At 70.5% G+C, this 16,906-nt stretch carries 17 protein-coding genes; 16 read left to right on the top strand and 1 reads right to left on the bottom strand.

Annotated features, from left to right (window positions below; genetic code table 11):
- Positions 1–123: 123 nt before the first annotated feature.
- Positions 124–570 carry a DUF3592 domain-containing protein gene (locus YIM_RS44980; RefSeq protein ID WP_153036148.1) on the top strand — a complete coding sequence of 149 codons (447 nt, stop codon included), beginning with the start codon at positions 124–126 and terminating at the stop codon, positions 568–570.
- Here YIM_RS44980 and YIM_RS44975 read toward each other — a convergent pair.
- A complete protein-coding gene (locus tag YIM_RS44975) occupies positions 553–1,395 on the bottom strand; it encodes an inositol monophosphatase (protein ID WP_153036147.1) in 843 nt (280 codons plus the stop codon). The genes YIM_RS44980 and YIM_RS44975 overlap by 18 nt on opposite strands.
- Positions 1,396–1,528: 133 nt before the next feature.
- Here YIM_RS44975 and YIM_RS44970 point away from each other — a divergent pair, with 133 nt between their 5' ends.
- The 15 genes from YIM_RS44970 (at position 1,529) to nuoK (ending at position 16,901) form a co-directional block, all read left to right on the top strand.
- Positions 1,529–2,647, top strand: coding sequence for a glycosyltransferase family 1 protein (locus tag YIM_RS44970; RefSeq protein WP_194239959.1), 1,119 nt, complete (start codon positions 1,529–1,531; stop codon positions 2,645–2,647).
- Positions 2,648–3,754: a glycosyltransferase gene (locus YIM_RS44965; protein ID WP_153036146.1), complete on the top strand. Its 1,107-nt coding sequence runs from the start codon at positions 2,648–2,650 to the stop codon at positions 3,752–3,754.
- Positions 3,755–3,771: 17 nt separating this feature from the next.
- The gene (locus YIM_RS44960; RefSeq protein WP_153036145.1) at positions 3,772–4,476 is read left to right on the top strand and encodes a demethylmenaquinone methyltransferase; all 705 of its coding nucleotides are present in this window, start codon (positions 3,772–3,774) and stop codon (positions 4,474–4,476) included.
- Positions 4,473–5,759, top strand: a complete 1,287-nt coding sequence (locus YIM_RS44955; RefSeq protein WP_153036144.1) for a geranylgeranyl reductase family protein — start codon at positions 4,473–4,475, stop codon at positions 5,757–5,759. Before YIM_RS44960 ends, YIM_RS44955 begins: the two co-directional genes overlap by 4 nt.
- A 410-nt stretch (positions 5,760–6,169) precedes the next feature.
- The gene (locus YIM_RS44950; RefSeq protein ID WP_113698057.1) at positions 6,170–6,586 is read left to right on the top strand and encodes an NADH-quinone oxidoreductase subunit A; all 417 of its coding nucleotides are present in this window, start codon (positions 6,170–6,172) and stop codon (positions 6,584–6,586) included.
- Between the two features lie 10 nt (positions 6,587–6,596).
- Complete coding sequence (locus tag YIM_RS44945; protein WP_113695746.1) at positions 6,597–7,145, top strand: NADH-quinone oxidoreductase subunit B family protein; 549 nt, start codon at positions 6,597–6,599, stop codon at positions 7,143–7,145.
- A gap of 5 nt (positions 7,146–7,150) precedes the next feature.
- Positions 7,151–7,909 carry an NADH-quinone oxidoreductase subunit C gene (locus YIM_RS44940; RefSeq protein ID WP_153036143.1) on the top strand — a complete coding sequence of 253 codons (759 nt, stop codon included), beginning with the start codon at positions 7,151–7,153 and terminating at the stop codon, positions 7,907–7,909.
- The gene (locus tag YIM_RS44935; protein WP_153036142.1) at positions 7,906–9,297 is read left to right on the top strand and encodes an NADH-quinone oxidoreductase subunit D; all 1,392 of its coding nucleotides are present in this window, start codon (positions 7,906–7,908) and stop codon (positions 9,295–9,297) included. Before YIM_RS44940 ends, YIM_RS44935 begins: the two co-directional genes overlap by 4 nt.
- Complete coding sequence (gene nuoE, locus YIM_RS44930; RefSeq protein ID WP_153036141.1) at positions 9,294–10,154, top strand: NADH-quinone oxidoreductase subunit NuoE; 861 nt, start codon at positions 9,294–9,296, stop codon at positions 10,152–10,154. The genes YIM_RS44935 and nuoE overlap by 4 nt, the downstream gene beginning before the upstream one ends.
- 9 nt (positions 10,155–10,163) lie before the next feature.
- Positions 10,164–11,444 carry an NADH-quinone oxidoreductase subunit NuoF gene (nuoF, locus tag YIM_RS44925; RefSeq protein WP_153036140.1) on the top strand — a complete coding sequence of 427 codons (1,281 nt, stop codon included), beginning with the start codon at positions 10,164–10,166 and terminating at the stop codon, positions 11,442–11,444.
- Positions 11,441–13,903, top strand: coding sequence for an NADH-quinone oxidoreductase subunit G (locus YIM_RS44920; RefSeq protein ID WP_153036139.1), 2,463 nt, complete (start codon positions 11,441–11,443; stop codon positions 13,901–13,903). The genes nuoF and YIM_RS44920 overlap by 4 nt, the downstream gene beginning before the upstream one ends.
- 26 nt (positions 13,904–13,929) lie before the next feature.
- A complete protein-coding gene (gene nuoH, locus YIM_RS44915) occupies positions 13,930–15,231 on the top strand; it encodes an NADH-quinone oxidoreductase subunit NuoH (protein ID WP_153037663.1) in 1,302 nt (433 codons plus the stop codon).
- Positions 15,218–15,745 carry an NADH-quinone oxidoreductase subunit NuoI gene (gene nuoI / locus YIM_RS44910; RefSeq protein ID WP_153036138.1) on the top strand — a complete coding sequence of 176 codons (528 nt, stop codon included), beginning with the start codon at positions 15,218–15,220 and terminating at the stop codon, positions 15,743–15,745. Before nuoH ends, nuoI begins: the two co-directional genes overlap by 14 nt.
- Positions 15,742–16,605 (top strand): NADH-quinone oxidoreductase subunit J, encoded by an 864-nt coding sequence (locus YIM_RS44905; protein ID WP_153036137.1) that lies wholly within the window; start codon positions 15,742–15,744, stop codon positions 16,603–16,605. The genes nuoI and YIM_RS44905 overlap by 4 nt, the downstream gene beginning before the upstream one ends.
- Positions 16,602–16,901: an NADH-quinone oxidoreductase subunit NuoK gene (gene nuoK, locus YIM_RS44900; protein WP_113695753.1), complete on the top strand. Its 300-nt coding sequence runs from the start codon at positions 16,602–16,604 to the stop codon at positions 16,899–16,901. Before YIM_RS44905 ends, nuoK begins: the two co-directional genes overlap by 4 nt.
- Positions 16,902–16,906 lie beyond the last annotated feature (5 nt).

Raw genomic sequence — 16,906 nt, 5'->3', positions numbered from 1 at the left:
GTGTCGGCAACCCGCCACGCCTGCGGGTCCCGGGTGGCTAGGCACTGTCCGGCGAGCCACGCTCGCGGTCTGGATCACGAAGCCCATCGACCAGACTCACCGGCCAGTGCCTAGGGTGTCCCCATGTCCCCCAGGAGTGAGAAGCTGCTGCGGATCGGTGTCCGCGTGCTGGTCGGCGTCGCCGCCGTGCTCACCCTGCTCTGCGTGACGCTCTTCTTCGCCGCGGTGCGCAACGACGGTTCGATCACCGACCACCGCGGCCTGGCCGACGCCGAGGTGCTGTCGGTTTCGTTCGACCGGACGCTGATCCGGTTCGTCACCCCGGACGGTGTGGCGCACACGCCGTCGCTGGGCGTGCTCTACCCCGAGGGTCTGCAGGCCGGTCAGCTGGTCCGGGTCGAATACAACACCGAGGACCCGGAGCTGGCGCGCGTCGCGGGCCGGAGTGCGTCGCTGACGCTGCTGCCGCTGGGCACGACGGTCCTGTTCACCTGGCTGGTCGCCGGTCCGGCCTGGTGGTTCTCGCGTCGCCTGCTGCGCCGGTCGGCCGCGTCAGCCCCGGCTGACTGACGTACCCCGCCACCAGTCGAGAACGGCTTCGGCCAGGCCAGGAGCGGCCACCAGCAGGCCGTCCGAGGGCAGCGCGTTGCCTTCCCCGTGCCGGTCCATCACCACCGCGCCCGATTCGATGGCCAGCGCGACCGCGGCCGCGACGTCCCATTCGTGGTAGCTGTGCAGCACGGCCGCGCCCGCGTGCCCCATCGCCACCTGCGCCACCGACAGCGCCGCCGAGCCGAGCACCCGCACCCCGGCGTGCGCGGCGGAGGCCTGTTCGATGAAGCCCGCCATGCCCGGCCACGCGCCACCACGGCCCAGTTCCGTGCAGATGATCGCGCCGGTGGTCCGCATCGGCTCGCCCGACAACCGCACCGGGGTGCCGTTCGCCCGTGCGCCGCGACCGCGGGCCGCCGCGTAGATCTGGCCCCGGTACGGGTCGGCGATCACCCCGACCACCGGTCCCGACGAGTCGACCAGCGCCAGGCTGAACGCGCACCACGGCATTCCGGCCACGTAGTTCGCGGTGCCGTCGACCGGGTCCACCACCCAGCGGTACTCGGCTTCGTGGGCGCCGAGGTCGGCGCCGAACTCCTCGCCGACCACCGGCACCCCGGGGAACTCGGCGGTCAGCACCCGGCGGGTGTGCCGCTCCAGGATGCGCTCGGTGTCGGTGACCCAGTCGAACGGCGTGTCCCCGGTCTCCGGCCGGGCACCCCGGCCGGCGGTCGCGGTGATCACGTCGGTCGCGTCGTTCGCCAGCCGACCGGCGACTTCGAGGGCCTTGGACAGCAGGGCGGGCTCGACGGGCCTGGCCGGGCGGGACGACAAGAGGGTCACGCCGCTCTAGCATGGCCGCGCTCGGTGACCGGAACCCGACGGTGAGGTGACCAGCCCGTGGCCAGTTCACGGTGAGCCGAGGAGTTCGAACGCCGTTGGCCGGTGCGTCACCCGCGCGTGCGACAGTCCGATCGTGCGTATCGCCATCGTCACCGAAAGCTTCCTGCCGCAGGTCAACGGCGTCACCAACTCCGTGCTGCGGGTGGTCGAGCACCTGCGCGACCGGGCGCACGAGGTGCTCGTGATCGCACCGGGCGCCGGTCCGGCCGAATACCGGGGCGCGCCGGTGGTGCGGATCCCGGCGCTCGGCCTGCCGGTGGTCAACTCGCTGCCGATCGGGGTGCCGACCAGGACCGTGCTCACCGCGATGGCCGAGTTCCGCCCGGACGTGGTGCACCTGGCTTCACCGTTCGTGGTCGGGGCGCGCGGGCTCGCCGCGGCCCGGCGGCTGCGTGTGCCGTCGATCGCGGTGTACCAGACCGACATCGCCGGGTTCGCCGCCGCGTACGGCCTCGGTCTCGGCGCGCGGGCGGCCTGGCGCTGGGTCCGGCGGGTGCACTCGCGGGCGGACCGCACGCTCGCGCCGTCCAGCGATTCGGTGCGTGAACTGCGGGCGCACGGGGTGCCGCGCGTGCACCGCTGGGGCCGGGGTGTGGATATCGAGCGGTTCTCGCCGTCGCACGCCGATCCCGCGCTGCGCGCCGAACTCGCGCCGAACGGCGAGCTGCTGGTCGGTTTTGTCGGCAGGCTCGCCCCGGAGAAGGAGGTCGACCGCCTGACCACGCTGGCCGGGGTGCCCGGCATCCGCGTGGTCGTCGTCGGCGACGGCCCCGAGTTGGACGGCCTGCGCGAACGTCTGCCCGGCGCCGCCTTCCTCGGCGCGAAGTACGGCGACGAGCTGTCGGTCGCGTACGCCAGCCTCGACGTCTTCGTGCACACCGGCCCGCACGAGACCTTCTGCCAGGCGGTGCAGGAGGCGATGGCCTCCGGCCTGCCGGTGCTCGCGCCGGACGCGGGCGGCCCGCGTGACCTCGTGCTGCACGGCCGGACCGGCTTCCTGCTGCCCGCGGACCGCGCGCGCTTCGCCACCGGACTGCTCGCCCGCGTGGACGAACTGCGCGACCCGGCGCTGCGCGAACGACTCGGCGGCCGGGCGCGCAAGGTGGTGCTCGGCCGGACCTGGCCCGCGGTGTGCGGTGAGCTGATGGGCCACTACGAGGCGGTGGCCGGCCGGGCGGCGCAGGCGGCCTGAGTGCACATCGTCCAGCTCGCGAACTTCTACGGGCCGCGGTCGGGCGGGTTGCGCACCGCGCTGCACCACCTCGGCGCGGGCTACGTGGCGGACGGCCACGAGGTGACCTTGGTGGTTCCAGGGCAGCGGCACGCCGAAGAAGTGCTGCCGACCGGTGTGCGCCGGTTCCAGCTCCCCGCGCCCCGGATCCCGGGCACCGGCGGTTATCGCGCGGTCGACCCGCACCGGGTGCGCCTAGTGCTGCGCGGGCTGCGGCCGGACCGGCTGGAGGTGTCCGACCGGCTGACCCTGCGCGGCATGGGGACCTGGGCGCGGCGGCACGGCGTGCCGAGCGTGGTCATCTCGCACGAGCGGCTGGACCGGCTGCTGGAGCAGTTCCTGGTGCCCGCGCCGGTGGCCAGGCACTGGGCGGACGCGGCGAACCGGCGGATGGCGGGCAGCTACGACACGGTGGTCTGCACCACCGCGTTCGCCCGCGCCGAATTCGACCGGATCGGCGTGCCCAACGTGCGCCGGGTGCCGCTGGGTGTCGACCTGCTCGCCTTCACCCCACGACGGCACGATCCCGCGCTGCGGCGTGAACTGCTCGGCGGGGCCGAGGCGCTGATCGTCCACTGTGGACGCCTGTCGCCGGAGAAGCACGTGGAGCGCAGCGTGGACACCGTGGCCGAGCTGACCGAGTCCGGAGTGGACGTCCGGCTGGTGATCGCCGGGGACGGCCCGCGGCGGCGCGCGCTGGAGCGGCGGGCGCGCGGGCTGCCGGTGACCTTTCTCGGCTTCGTCGCCGAACGCGCCGAGGTCGCCAGGCTGCTCGCTTCGGCCGACGTCTCGCTCGCGCCCGGCCCGCACGAGACCTTCGGACTGGCCGCGCTCGAAGCGCTCGCCTCCGGCACCCCCGCGGTCGTCTCGGCCTCGTCCGCGCTGCGCGAGATCGTGCGCCCGCCCGGTGGCGCGGCCGTCGAAGACCACGCGCCCGCCTTCGCCGCCGGGGTCACCGGGGTGCTCGGGCGCCCCGAACCCGAGCGCCGCGCGGCGGCCAGGTCGCGGGCGGAGGAGTTCACCTGGCCGAGCGCGGTCCGGGGCATGTTGCGCGTCCTGGGCGGGTAGCGACGTAATGTGGCGGCATGTCCCGAGCCAGCCTCGACAAGGATCCGCGTGAGGTCGCCGCCATGTTCGACGGCGTCGCCGACGGATACGACCGCGCGAACTCGTTCATGACCTTCGGCTTCGACCGCCGCTGGCGGGTCACCACCTCGCGGGTGCTCGCCGCCAAGCGCGGGGAGAAGGTGCTCGACCTGGCCGCCGGCACCGGGGTGTCCACCACCGAGTACGCCGCCAACGGCGCCTGGTGCCTGGCCGCGGACTTCTCCATCGGCATGCTGCGCGCGGGACTGCACCGCAAGGTGCCGATGGTCGCCGCGGACGCGCTGCACCTGCCGTTCGCCGACGACAGCTTCGACGCGGCCACGGTCTCGCTCGGCATCCGGAACTTCGTCGACACCAAGGCCGCGCTGACCGAGCTGGCGCGCGTGGTGCGGCCGGGCGGGCGGCTGGTCGTCTGCGAGGTGTCCACGCCGACCTTCCCGCCGATCCGCTTCCTCTACCGCCGGTTCATCCTCAAGGCGATGACCTGGGTCGGGCGCCGGTTCTCGTCCAATCCGGACGCCTACGGCTACCTCGCCGAATCCATGCTCGCCTGGCCCGCGCAGCGCGAGTTCGGCGAGATCATCGCCTCGGCGGGCTGGACCGATGTGGAGTGGATGAACCTCACATTCGGCGTCGTAGCAATCCATCGGGCCACCAAGCCGCCCGTACACTCGGCCACATGACCTCTCTGCAGCAAACTCGCGACGCCGAGGTGATCGTGGTCGGCGCGGGCCCGGCGGGCTCCACCGTCGCCACCTATCTCGCCAGGGCCGGCGTGGACGTGCTGCTGCTGGAGAAGACGGTTTTCCCGCGCGAGAAGGTCTGCGGTGACGGGCTCACCCCGCGCGGGGTGAAGCAGTTGATCGATCTCGGCATCGACACCAGCGAGGACGCGGGCTGGGTGCACAGCCGCGGCCTGCGCATCCTCACCGGCGAGCTGACCCTGGAACTGGACTGGCCGGAGCTGACCAGCTACCCGCCCTACGGTGTTTCCCGCACCCGCCAGGACTTCGACGACCTGCTGGCGAAGACCGCGGTCAAGGCGGGCGCGCGCCTGCTGGAACGCACCACGGTCACCGGCGCGATCACCGACGCCACCGGGCGCGTGGTCGGGGTCGAGGCCAAGACCGGCGAGGAGAAGCGCCCGGTCAGCTACCGCGCGCCGCTGGTGCTGGCCTGCGACGGGGTGTCCGCGCGGCTCGCGCTGAGCGTGGGCATCGGCAAGAACGAGAAGCGCCCGATGGGTGTGGCCGTGCGCCGGTACTACAAGAGCCCGCGGCACGACGACCCGTTCATCGAGGGCCACCTCGAGCTGTGGGACCGCACCGATCCGGCCCGGCCGAAGCTGCTGCCCGGTTACGGCTGGGCGTTCCCGCTCGGCGACGGCACGGTGAACATCGGCCTCGGCATGCTGTCCACCTCGAAGGCCTTCCGCAGCACCGACTACCGCGCGCTGCTGCGCCAGTGGCTCGACAGCACCCCCGAGGAATGGGGCTATCGCGAGGAGAACGCGATCGGCAAGGTCGGCGGCGCCGGGCTGCCGATGGGCTTCAACCGCACCCCGCACTACCGCGACGGACTGCTGCTGCTCGGCGACGCGGGCGGCATGGTCAGCCCGTTCAACGGCGAGGGCATCTCGGCGGCGATGGAGTCGGCGCAGCTGGCGGCCGAAGCCGTGGTGCAGGCGCTCGCCCGGCCGGAAGGCTCCTCGCGTGAGCGCGCGCTGCAGGGTTATCCGATGGCCGTCGCGGAGTTGATGGGCGGCTACTACCGGCTCGGCAACGTGTTCGCGAAGCTGATCGGGAAACCGGCCGTGATGCGTGCCGCGACCAAGTACGGGCTGCGCATCAACGCGCTGCTTCCCTTGGTGTACAAGGGACTTTCCGGCTGCTACGACGCCAAGGGCGGCGACGTGGTCGACCGGCTCATCGCCGCCGCCGCGCGGGCGACACCCAGCCCCCGGTAAGCGAACCCCTTCCCGGTTGGCGTGTGTTACCTCACACCGGACAAACCGTGTCAGCGCCTCGAATGGGCGCGTTCAGTCCCTTTGTCCCTGGTCTGCGAGCTGTGACGCAGTACGGGCGTTCCGTGATCACCCGGAAAGTTAGGTAAGCCTTATACCACGGGGGATGGCGACAAGGCTGTGACTCGCGTCCTACACTGACCCCGTGCCTTGTGAACCGCTTCACAATTCCGACGGCTCGCTTGTGAACTTTTTCACAAGCGGTCGCCGAGGTCGCGGGCCATAACTGCACAAGCAGTAAGGCTGCCCTAACTCTCGGAGGTGTGATCCGGGTCGCTTAGGGTGCGCCACGAGGCACTCAGACCGAGTTTCGATCGCAGCGGCGCGGAAGGGATGGACGAACCGTGCTGGCGTTGCAACCACCACACTTCGCGGGACAACTGGCTCAGGGGGCCGCGGCCCCCACTCTGGACGTCTACCTCCCGCTGGTCATCCTGTTCGTGCTGGCGATCGCGTTCGCCGTGCTTTCGGTGCTGCTGGGCCCGCTCGTCGGCCCCAGCCGCTACAACAAGGCGAAGCTTTCCGCCTACGAGTGCGGGATCGAACCCTCGCCGCAGCCGGTGGTCGGCGGCGGCCGGATGCCGATCGCCTACTACGTCACGGCGATGCTGTTCATCCTGTTCGACATCGAGATGGTGTTCCTCTACCCGTTCGCGGTCTCCGCGGACGCGCTGGGCCTGTTCGGCCTGGTGGAGATCGTTCTGTTCATCGCCACGGTCGGTTTCGCCTACGCCTACGTGTGGCGGCGCGGCGGCCTCGACTGGAACTAGGGGCAAGCACATGGGTCTCGAAGAGAAACTCCCGAACGGAATCCTGCTGGCCAGCCTGGAGGGCCTGGTCAACTGGGCGCGCAAGAACTCGATGTGGCCGGCCACCTTCGGGCTCGCCTGCTGCGCCATCGAGATGATGACCGTCGGCGGTTCCCGCTACGACATCGCGCGCTTCGGCATGGAGCGCTTCAGCGCCACCCCGCGCCAGGCCGACCTGATGATCGTGGCCGGTCGCGTGACGCAGAAGATGGCGCCGGTGCTCCGCCAGATCTACGACCAGATGGCCGAGCCCAAGTGGGTGCTCGCGATGGGCGTGTGCGCCTCCTCCGGCGGCATGTTCAACAACTACGCCGTGGTGCAGGGCGTCGACCACATCGTGCCGGTGGACATGTACCTGCCCGGCTGCCCGCCGCGGCCGGAGATGCTGCTCGACGCGATCCTCAAGCTGCACGCCAAGATCCAGGACGAGCCGCTGAACGCCCGGCGCGCCGAACTGCGCGCGGCCAGCGGTGCCAGGACCGAGCTGATCCCGTCCTCCATCAAGTACGCGAAGAAGTGACGCAGATGCCTGAGGAAGAAAAGCCGGTCACCGGCGGAGAGCAGTCCAGCGCCGAGCGCGCCGAATCGGCCGAACTGCGGCCGAGCGGCCCGCGCCCGGCCGAGCCGGTGGTCGCCGGTCGTGAGCGCAAGGGCATGTTCGGCGTTTCCGGCACCGGGGACACCTCCGGTTACGGCGGCCTGCGGCTCCCGGCGTACTCGCCGCCCCCGGCCGAGCGCCCGTACGGGGGCTGGTTCGACGAGTTCGCCGACGAGTTCTTCGCCGCGCTGGGCGAAAACGGCGTGCCGGCCGAGGCGATCCAGCAGGTGACCGTCGACCGCGGTGAGATCACCTTCTACGTCGCGCGCGAGCACCTGGTGGAGATCTGCCGGACCCTGCGCAACGACGGCGGGCTGCGGTTCGAGCTGTGCAGCTCGGTCTCCGGCGTGGACTACGGCGTGGACGTGCCGCAGCGGCTGCACTCGGTCTACCACCTGACCTCGATGACCTTCCGCCGCCGCATCCGGCTGGAGGTCGCGGTCGACGTGGACGACGCGCACATCCCGTCCATCGTCGAGGTCTATCCGACCGCCGACTGGCAGGAGCGGGAGGCCTACGACATGTTCGGCATCGTCTACGACGGCCACCCGGCGCTGACCAGGATCCTGATGCCGGACGACTGGGACGGCCACCCCCAGCGCAAGGACTACCCGCTCGGCGGGATTCCCGTGGAGTACAAGGGCGCGGAGATCCCGCCGCCGGATCAGCGGAGGTCGTACTCGTGAGCAGCACCGAAAGGATTTCCGAGGTCGAGACCGGCACGGACACCTCTCCGCCGGGCGCGTCCTCGGCCGGTGAGCAGGCCTACGCCCAGGAGCGCCGCACCACCGAGGGCCCGGTCTACACGGTTTCCGGCGGGGACTGGGACGACGTGCTCTCCGACGCCGAGCACGACGACCGCATGGTCATCAACATGGGCCCGCAGCACCCGTCCACGCACGGCGTGCTCCGGCTCGTGCTGGAGATGGAGGGCGAGACCGTCACCCAGCTCCGCTCGGTCATCGGCTACCTGCACACCGGGATCGAGAAGAACTGCGAGTACCGGACCTGGACCCAGGGCGTCACCTTCGTGACGCGGATGGACTACCTGGCGCCGCTGTCCACCGAGATGGCCTACTGCCTCGCGGTGGAGAAGCTGCTCGGCATCAAGGCGCCGCCGCGTGCCGAACTGCTGCGCGTGATGCTGCTGGAGATCAACCGGATCGGCTCGCACCTGGTCTACATCGCCACCGGCGGCATGGAACTCGGTGCCACCACGGCGATGACGCTCGGCTTCCGCGAGCGCGAGGTGGTCCTGCACCTGCTCGAGCACCTGACCGGCCTGCGGATGAACCACGCGTTCATCCGGCCCGGCGGGCTCGCCCAGGACATGCCGGACGACTACCAGGAGGCGGTCGCCGAGTTCGTCAAGACCATGGAGGAACGGCTTCCGCTCTACGACAAGCTGTTCACCGGTCAGCCGATCTGGCGCAACCGGCTCAAGGACGTCGGTTTCCTCCCGGTGGACGCCTGCCTCTCGCTCGGCGTGACCGGCCCGGTGCTGCGGTCGGCCGGGCTGCCGTGGGACCTGCGCAAGACCGAGCCGTACTCGCGCTACGACGAGTTCAAGTTCGACGTGCCGACCTCGACCGACGCGGACTGCTGGGCGCGGTACCTGATCCGCGTGCAGGAGATGCGCGAGAGCCTGAAGATCATCAAGCAGGCGCTGAAGAAGCTGGCCGACGAGGGCCCCGGCCCGGTGATGGTCGACGACGCCAAGGTGGCCTGGCCCGCGCAGCTGTCGCTGGGCAGCGACGGGCTCGGCAACTCGCTCGAGCACGTCCGCAAGATCATGGGCCAGTCGATGGAATCGCTGATCCACCACTTCAAGCTGGTCACCGAGGGCTTCAAGGTCCCGGCGGGGCAGGCGTACGCGACGGTCGAGTCCCCGCGCGGCGAGCTGGGCGCGCACCTGGTCTCCGACGGCGGCACCCGGCCGATGCGCGTGCACATCAGGGAACCAAGCTTCATCAACCTGCAGTCGATGCCCGCGATGGCCGAGGGCGGGCTGGTGGCGGACGTGATCGCGGCGATCGCGTCGATCGACCCCGTGATGGGGGGAGTGGACCGATGACCTCTTCGACGGAACGCCCGGAGCCGGGCCCCGACTACGCCGACCAGACGCACGTCGCGGCCGGTGGCGACGTGGACGTGCGGGGCATCGCTCCCGGCGACTCGGCGTCCATTTTGGACACCGCGGTACTCGAAGACCCGTTCGGGCCGGACATCGTGGAGAAGGCGCAGCAGATCATCGCACGCTACCCGGTGAGCCGCTCGGCGCTGCTGCCGATGCTGCACCTGGTGCAGTCGGTGCAGGGGTACGTCACGCAGGAGGGCATCGCCTTCTGCGCCGGGCAGCTCGACCTGTCCGACGCCGAGGTCAGCGCGGTCGCCACGTTCTACACCATGTACAAGCGCCGCCCGTGCGGTGAGCACCTGGTCAGCGTCTGCACCAACACGCTGTGCGCGGCGCTGGGCGGCGACGACATCTACAAGAAGCTCCAGCGCCACCTCGGTTCCGAGGAAAAGCCGCTGGGGCACGAGGAGACCGCGGGCACGCCCGGTGAGCCCGGCTCGATCACCCTCGAGCACGCGGAGTGCCTGGCCGCCTGCGACCTCGGCCCGGTCATCCAGGTCAACTACGAGTACTTCGACAACCAGACCACCGACAAGGCGGTCGCGCTGGTCGACGCGCTGCGGGCGGGCAAGAAGCCCGCGCCGACGCGCGGCGCCCCGCTGAGTGACTTCAAGGGCGCGGAACTGCAGCTCGCCGGGTTCTTCCCGGAGGACGAGCGGACCTACCGCGCCGAGGTGGACGGGCCGTCGCAGGCGGTGGAAACCCTGCGGGGCGCCCAGGTCGCGCAGGAGCGCGGCTGGACCGCGCCGGTGATGGAAGACGTGCCGCTGCCCGCCGTCGAAGAGAAGAAGTGAGGCAAGCCGATGGCTGACCCCATTACCCCGGTCCTCACCAAGCGCTGGCTCTCGCCGGATTCCTGGCGGCTGGCCACCTACGAGCGCCTCGAGGGTTACACCGCGCTGCGCAAGGCGCTGGCCGGTACGCCGGAGCAGCTGGTCACCCTGATCAAGAACGCGGGCCTGCGCGGCCGCGGCGGCGCGGGCTTCCCGGCGGGCGTGAAGTGGTCGTTCATGCCGCCCAACGAGGACAAGCCGCACTACTTGGTGATCAACGCCGACGAGGGCGAACCGGGTACCTGCAAGGACATCCCGCTGATGATGGCGGACCCGCACTCGCTGATCGAGGGCTGCGTCATCGCCTCGTACGCGATGCGCTCGCACCACTGCTTCATCTACGTCCGCGGTGAGGCGCTGCACTGCATCCGCCGCCTCAACGCGGCCGTGCGCGAGGCGTACGAAGCCGGGTACCTCGGCAAGGACATCGTCGGCAGCGGGTTCGATCTCGACATCACCGTGCACGCGGGCGCCGGCGCCTACATCTGCGGTGAGGAAACCGCGCTGCTCGACTCGCTGGAGGGCCGTCGCGGCCAGCCGCGGCTCAAGCCGCCGTTCCCCGCGGCCGCCGGTCTCTACGCCGCGCCGACCACGGTGAACAACGTGGAGACCATCGCCAGCGCGCCCTACATCGTCAACGCCGGTGCCGACTGGTTCCGCAAGATGGGCAGCGAGAAGTCGCCCGGCCCGAAGATCTACTCGATCTCCGGCCACGTGGAGAACCCCGGCCAGTACGAGTGCCCGCTCGGCACCACGCTGCGCCAGCTGCTGGACATGGCCGGCGGCATGAAGGACGGCATCCCGCTGAAGTTCTGGACGCCGGGTGGTTCGTCCACGCCGATGTTCACCGCGGAGCACCTGGACACCCCGCTGGACTTCGAGGGCGCCGCGGAGGCGGGCTCGATGCTCGGCACCACCGCGGTGATGGTGTTCAACGAGACGGTTTCCGTGCCGTGGGCCGTGATGAAGTGGACCCAGTTCTACGAGCACGAGTCGTGCGGCAAGTGCACGCCGTGCCGCGAGGGCACCTACTGGCTGGCGCAGATCCTCGAGCGCATGGTCGACGGCCGGGGCACCGAGGCCGACATCGACACCCTGCTCGACGTCTGCGACAACATTCTCGGCCGCTCCTTCTGCGCCCTCGGTGACGGTGCGGTCAGCCCGATCACCAGTGGCATCAAGTACTTCCGGGACGAGTTCCTGGCCCTGTGTGAGAGCAACAAGCGCGAACTGGTGGGAGCGCAGGCATGACCATCGCACCCGACAAGCCTTCGACCGAGGAAACGCCGGTCCCCGAAGGCCACGTCAAACTGATCATGGACGGCGAAGAGGTCATCGCGCCGAAGGGCGAGCTGCTGATCCGCACCGCGGAGCGGCTCGGCACGGTGATCCCGCGCTTCTGCGACCACCCGCTGCTCGACCCGGCGGGCGCCTGCCGCCAGTGCCTGGTCGAGGTGGAGATGAACGGCCGCCCGATGCCGAAGCCGCAGGCCTCGTGCACGATGACGGTGGCCGACGGCATGGTGGTCAAGACCCAGCTGACCTCGCCGGTGGCGGACAAGGCGCAGCAGGGCGTGATGGAGCTGCTGCTGATCAACCACCCGCTGGACTGCCCGATCTGCGACAAGGGCGGGGAGTGCCCGCTGCAGAACCAGGCGCTGGCGCACGGCCGCGCGGAGTCGCGGTTCGTCGACACCAAGCGGACCTTTCCGAAGCCGCTGCCGATCTCCAGCCAGGTGCTGCTCGACCGCGAGCGCTGCGTGCTCTGCCAGCGCTGCACCCGGTTCTCCGCGCAGATCGCCGGTGACCCGTTCATCGAGCTGCTCGAACGCGGGGCGCACCAGCAGATCGGTACCGCCGAGACGGCTGACGTGCTGGACATGGCCTCGCGCACGACCAGCGGACAGCCGTTCCAGAGCTACTTCTCCGGCAACACCATCCAGATCTGCCCGGTGGGCGCGCTGACCAGCGCGGCGTACCGGTTCCGGTCGCGGCCGTTCGACCTGGTGTCCTCGCCGAGCGTCTGCGAGCACTGCTCGTCGGGCTGCGCCGAGCGCACCGACTTCCGCCGCGGCAAGGTGATGCGCAAGCTGGCCGGGGACGACCCGCAGGTCAACGAGGAGTGGATCTGCGACAAGGGCCGGTTCGCCTTCCGGTACGCCGGCGCCGAGGACCGGCTCCGCCGTCCGATGGTGCGCGACGCGGAAACCGGTGAGCTGAAGGAAACCTCCTGGACCGACGCGCTGCGCGCGGCCGCCGACGGGCTGGCCAAGGCCCGCGACGGCAAGGGCGCGGCGGTGCTGCCCGGCGGCAGGCTGACCGTCGAGGACGCCTACGCGTACTCGAAGTTCGCCCGGATCGCCCTGCGCACCAACGACATCGACTACCGCGCGCGGGCGCACTCGGCGGAGGAACTGGACTTCCTCACCGCGCACGTGGTCGGCACCACCCCGGAGACCGGGGTGACCTTCTCGGCCATCGAGAACGCGCCGACCGTGCTCTGCGTGGCCTTCGAGCCGGAGGAGGAAGCGCCGATCGTCTTCCTGCGGCTGCGCAAGGCGGCCCGCGCGAAGAAGGCCAAGATCGTCCACTTGGGACAGTGGACCACCGCCTCGGTGCGCAAGACCTTCGGTGAGCTGCTCGCCTGCGTGCCCGGTGGTGAGGCGGCCGCGATCGACGCGCTCGCCCAGCACGCGCCGGACCTCGACGAGGCGCTGGCCGCGGGCGGCGTGGTGCTCGTCGGCGAGCGCGCCGCCGAGGTGCCCGGCCTGTTCTCCGCGCTGCTGCGGCTGACCGCCCGCACCGGGGCCCGGCTGGCGTGGATCCCGCGCCGCGCCGGGGAACGCGGTGCCGTGGAGGTCGGCGCGCTGCCGACGCTGCTGCCCGGTGGCCGTTCGGTGACCAGTGCCGAGGACCGCGCCGAGGTGGCGAAGGCCTGGGGTGTCGGCGAACTGCCCGCCGAACCCGGCCGCGACCTCACCGGCATTCTCGAAGCCGCCTCCGGTGGCGGTCTTGACGGCTTGCTGGTCGGCGGGCTCGACCCGGCCGACCTGCCCGACCCGGACCTGGCCGCTCGCGCACTGGCCAACGTGGGCTTCGTGGTCAGCCTGGAAATGCGCGAGAGCGCGGTCACCGCGCACGCCGACGTGGTGCTGCCGATCGCGCCCGCGGTGGAGAAGTCCGGCACCTACCTCAACTGGGAGGGCCGCCGCCGCGAGTTCCAGGTGACCCTGGAGGGCACCGGCGCGCTGCCCGACTGCCGCGTGCTGGACACGCTCGCGGTCGAGATGGACGCCGACCTGTTCACCCAGACCCCGGCCGCCGCGGCCGGCGATCTGGCGCGGCTGGCCACCCGGCGCGGCGGCAAGGCGCCCGAGGTCCCGGCCTCGGCCGCACCGAAGCCCGGTGCGGGACAGGCGGTGCTGGCGACCTGGCGGCAGCTGCTGGACAAGGGCACGTTGCAGGACGGCGAACCGCACCTGGCAGGCACCGCCCGCCAGGTGGTGGCCCGGCTGTCCGAGGCGACCGCGAACGGCATGGAGACGGTGACCGTGTCCACCGAGCGCGGGGCCATCACCCTGCCGGTGGAGGTCGCCGACCTGCCCGACGGCGTGGTCTGGCTGCCGGGCAACTCCGAAGGCTCCCAGGTCCGCGCCGCACTCGCGGCCGGGCACGGCTCGGTGGTCTCGATCGCTGGAGGTGAGCGGTGACCCCGTTCCTGCTACAGGCCCAGGAAATGACCCGCGCGGAGATCCTGGCCGACGACCCGTGGTGGCTGGTGCTGATCAAGGCCGTGGTCATCCTGCTGATCGGCCCGATCCTGACGATCTTCCTGATCGTCTGGGAGCGCAAGGCGGTCGGCCGGATGCAGAACCGGCCCGGCCCGAACCGCGTCGGACCCGGCGGTTATCTCCAGTCCCTGGCGGACGCGCTGAAGCTGCCGTTCAAGGAACAGATCATCCCGGACACCGCCGACCGCAAGGTCTACTTCCTGGCGCCGGTGCTGTCCGCGGTCCCGGCGCTGGTCGGGCTCTCGGCGATCCCGTTCGGCCCGGAGGTCTCGATCTTCGGTGAGCGGACCCTGCTGCAGCTGGTCGACCTGCCGGTCGGCGTGCTGGTGATCCTGGCCTGCTCCTCGATCGGCGTGTACGGCATCGTGCTGGCGGGCTGGTCGTCCGGTTCGCCGTACCCGCTGCTCGGCGGGCTGCGCTCGGCGGCGCAGGTGATCTCCTACGAGATCGCGATGGGCCTGTCGATCGTCGGCGTGATCCTGTACGCGCAGTCGATGTCCACCAGCGACATCGTCGCCTCGCAGCAGTCGGGCTGGTACTTCTACCTGCTGCTGCCGAGCTGCGTGATCTACCTGATCTCCATGGTCGGCGAGACCAACCGCGCGCCCTTCGACCTGCCGGAAGCCGAATCCGAGCTGGTCGGCGGGTTCCACACCGAGTACAGCTCGATGAAGTTCGCCATGTTCTTCCTCGCCGAGTACGTGAACATGGTGATCGTCTCGGCGTTCGCCACCACGTTGTTCCTCGGCGGCTGGATGTTCCCGTTCGTCGGCGCGGACCACGCGCTCAACACCGGCTGGCTGCCGGTCATCTGGTTCATGGCCAAGATGTTCGTGCTGCTGTTCGGCTTCATCTGGCTGCGCGGCACGCTGCCCCGGTACCGCTACGACCAGTTCATGCGCCTCGGCTGGAAGGTGCTGGTCCCGCTGAACCTGGTGTGGATCGTGCTGATCGCCACCATCCGGGCCATCCGCACCACCGACGAGGTGCCGCTCGGCGTGTGGATCGCGGTCGGCGCGGTGGTGCTGCTGGTGCTCGTGGTGATCGCGTTCATGGTGCCGGAGAAGGAACTCCGCGACGCCGACAGCGTTCCGGTCACCGGCAGCGACTACCCGCTGCCGCCGCTCGATCTCAAGGTCCCCGAGACCACCCCGCGCCAACGGGCGCTCAAGGCCAAGGCACGGGTGTCGAAGAAACAGCCCGCCGCGGTCTCCGCCGGAAGGGAGAACAGCGATGGGGATGTTTGATCCCATCAAGGGCTTCGGCGTCACCTTCTCGATGATGTTCAAGAAGGTGGCCACCGAGGAGTACCCGGAGGCCGGGGCGCCGGCGGCGCCGCGTTACCACGGGCGGCACCAGCTCAACCGGCACCCGGACGGGCTGGAGAAGTGCGTCGGCTGCGAGCTGTGCGCCTGGGCCTGCCCGGCCGACGCGATCTTCGTCGAGGGCGGTGACAACACCGAGGAGGAGCGCTACTCGCCCGGCGAGCGGTACGGCGCGGACTACCAGATCAACTACCTGCGCTGCATCGGCTGCGGGCTGTGCGTCGAGGCCTGCCCGACCCGGTCCCTGACGATGATCAACTTCTACGAGCTGGCCGACGACGACCGCCAGCGGCTGATCTACACCAAGGAGGACCTGCTCGCCCCGCTGCTGCCCGGCATGGAGCAGCCGCCGCACCCGATGCGGCTCGGGGAGAGCGAGCAGGACTACTACGTGAACGGGCCGGAGCTGGCTCGCAAGCAGGGGGGCGCGTCATGATCACCGCGCTGCTCGCGCAGGCGCCGCTGCCGGAGGCGGTGCCGGTGACCACCGGCGAGACCATCGCCTTCTGGGTGCTGGCCCCGCTCGCGGTGGCCGGCGCGCTCGGCATGATCTTCGCCCGCAACGCGGTGCACTCCGCGCTGTGGCTGGTGCTGACCATGCTCTCGCTCGGTGTGCTCTACATGGTCCAGCAGGCGCCGTTCCTCGGTTTCACCCAGATCATCGTCTACACCGGCGCGATCATGATGCTGTTCCTGTTCGTGCTGATGCTGGTCGGCCGCGACTCCTCGGACTCGGTGGTGGAGGTGCTGCGCGGGCAGCGGCTCGCCGCCGCGCTGCTCGGCATCGGCATGGCCGGGCTGTTCGCCGCCGCGCTGGCCCGGTCGCTGGCCGACGTCACCCCGGCGCCGCTGCTCGACCCGGCCACCCCGCAGGGCGGTGCCGCCGGTGGGCTCGGCCGCAAGATCTTCACCGAGTACCTCTTCCCGTTCGAGCTGACCTCGGCGCTGCTGATCACCGCGGCGATGGGCGCGATGGTGCTGGCCTTCTCCGACCGGCACGGCAAGGGCGGCAAGATGTCGCAGAAGGAACTCGTCGTGGCCCGGTTCCGCGGTGAGCACGCGCGGCCATCGCCGCTGCCCGGTCCCGGGGTGTTCGCCACCGCCAACTCGGTGGCCACGCCCGCGTTGCTGCCGGACGGTTCGGTGGCGCCGGAGTCGCTGTCGGAGATCATCGAGTCCACCACCGCCTCGCACTTCGAGAGCGAGCGCAAGCAGGTGGCCGGCGACGAGCCCGGCCCCGACGCGCACGCACTGGTCGGTGGCAAGGAAGAAAAAGACGAAGGCGAAGAGAAATGACGCCGACGAACTACCTCCTGCTCTCCGCGCTGCTGTTCTCCATCGGTGCGGTCGGTGTGCTGGTGCGCCGCAACGCGATCGTGGTGTTCATGTGCATCGAGCTGATGCTCAACGCGGTGAACCTCACGCTGGTCACCTTCGCCAGGATCAACGGCAATCTCGACGGCCAGGTGATGGCGTTCTTCGTGATGGTCGTGGCCGCCGCCGAAGTGGTGGTCGGGCTGGCGATCATCATGTCGATCTTCCGCACCCGCCGGTCGGCCTCGGTCGACGACACGAACCTGCTGAAGTACTGAAGGGG

This window comes from Amycolatopsis sp. YIM 10 (assembly GCF_009429145.1).
GTDB lineage: Bacteria > Actinomycetota > Actinomycetes > Mycobacteriales > Pseudonocardiaceae > Amycolatopsis.
This window is presented reverse-complemented; position numbering and strand designations above follow the sequence as displayed.

Coding starts and splice junctions, on each gene's coding strand:
- nuoH (WP_153037663.1), top strand. CDS start 13,930: ATGACCCGCGCGGAGATCCTGGCCGACGACCCGTGGTGGCTGGTGCTG.
- YIM_RS44905 (WP_153036137.1), top strand. CDS start 15,742: ATGATCACCGCGCTGCTCGCGCAGGCGCCGCTGCCGGAGGCGGTGCCG.
- nuoF (WP_153036140.1), top strand. CDS start 10,164: ATGGCTGACCCCATTACCCCGGTCCTCACCAAGCGCTGGCTCTCGCCG.
- YIM_RS44955 (WP_153036144.1), top strand. CDS start 4,473: ATGACCTCTCTGCAGCAAACTCGCGACGCCGAGGTGATCGTGGTCGGC.
- nuoE (WP_153036141.1), top strand. CDS start 9,294: ATGACCTCTTCGACGGAACGCCCGGAGCCGGGCCCCGACTACGCCGAC.
- YIM_RS44920 (WP_153036139.1), top strand. CDS start 11,441: ATGACCATCGCACCCGACAAGCCTTCGACCGAGGAAACGCCGGTCCCC.
- nuoI (WP_153036138.1), top strand. CDS start 15,218: ATGGGGATGTTTGATCCCATCAAGGGCTTCGGCGTCACCTTCTCGATG.
- YIM_RS44980 (WP_153036148.1), top strand. CDS start 124: ATGTCCCCCAGGAGTGAGAAGCTGCTGCGGATCGGTGTCCGCGTGCTG.
- YIM_RS44960 (WP_153036145.1), top strand. CDS start 3,772: ATGTCCCGAGCCAGCCTCGACAAGGATCCGCGTGAGGTCGCCGCCATG.
- YIM_RS44945 (WP_113695746.1), top strand. CDS start 6,597: ATGGGTCTCGAAGAGAAACTCCCGAACGGAATCCTGCTGGCCAGCCTG.
- YIM_RS44940 (WP_153036143.1), top strand. CDS start 7,151: ATGCCTGAGGAAGAAAAGCCGGTCACCGGCGGAGAGCAGTCCAGCGCC.
- nuoK (WP_113695753.1), top strand. CDS start 16,602: ATGACGCCGACGAACTACCTCCTGCTCTCCGCGCTGCTGTTCTCCATC.